Source organism: Pseudoalteromonas sp. SG45-2, from assembly GCF_014164115.1.
Taxonomy (GTDB): Bacteria; Pseudomonadota; Gammaproteobacteria; order Enterobacterales; family Alteromonadaceae; genus Pseudoalteromonas; species Pseudoalteromonas distincta.
This window is the reverse complement of the sequence record NZ_JACJEO010000078.1, coordinates 1-312: the sequence shown is the minus strand read 5'-3', so window position 1 is coordinate 312 and position 312 is coordinate 1. Positions and strand designations below refer to the sequence as shown.

Annotated in this window: 1 rRNA gene; it reads right to left on the bottom strand. The window is 39.1% G+C overall.

Going from position 1 to position 312, the window contains the following annotated elements:
- A 5S ribosomal RNA gene (rrf, locus tag H5116_RS20185) occupies nucleotides 1-108 on the bottom strand; the annotation flags it as partial.
- Nucleotides 109-312: the final 204 nt, after the last annotated feature.

Here is a 312-nt window from a genome sequence, read left to right as displayed (position 1 = left end):
AATGTCCTACTTTCACATAGCAAATGCTACACTATCATCGGCGCTGTTTCGTTTCACTACTGAGTTCGGCATGGAGTCAGGTGGGTCCAAAACGCTATTGTCACCAAGCAAATTTGGGCGTTAATTCGTATCGCTACGCATTAACTGAATTTGGAAAATATCTGATAATATTTTTTAAGTCTTTCTAAGTAATATCTACTTTAGTCATATTAACTTCTGTCTAAACTGTCGCATAAAACGCGTTTGGCGTTGTATGGTTAAGCCTCACGGGTAATTAGTACAAGTTAGCTTAATGGCTCACACCACTTCCAC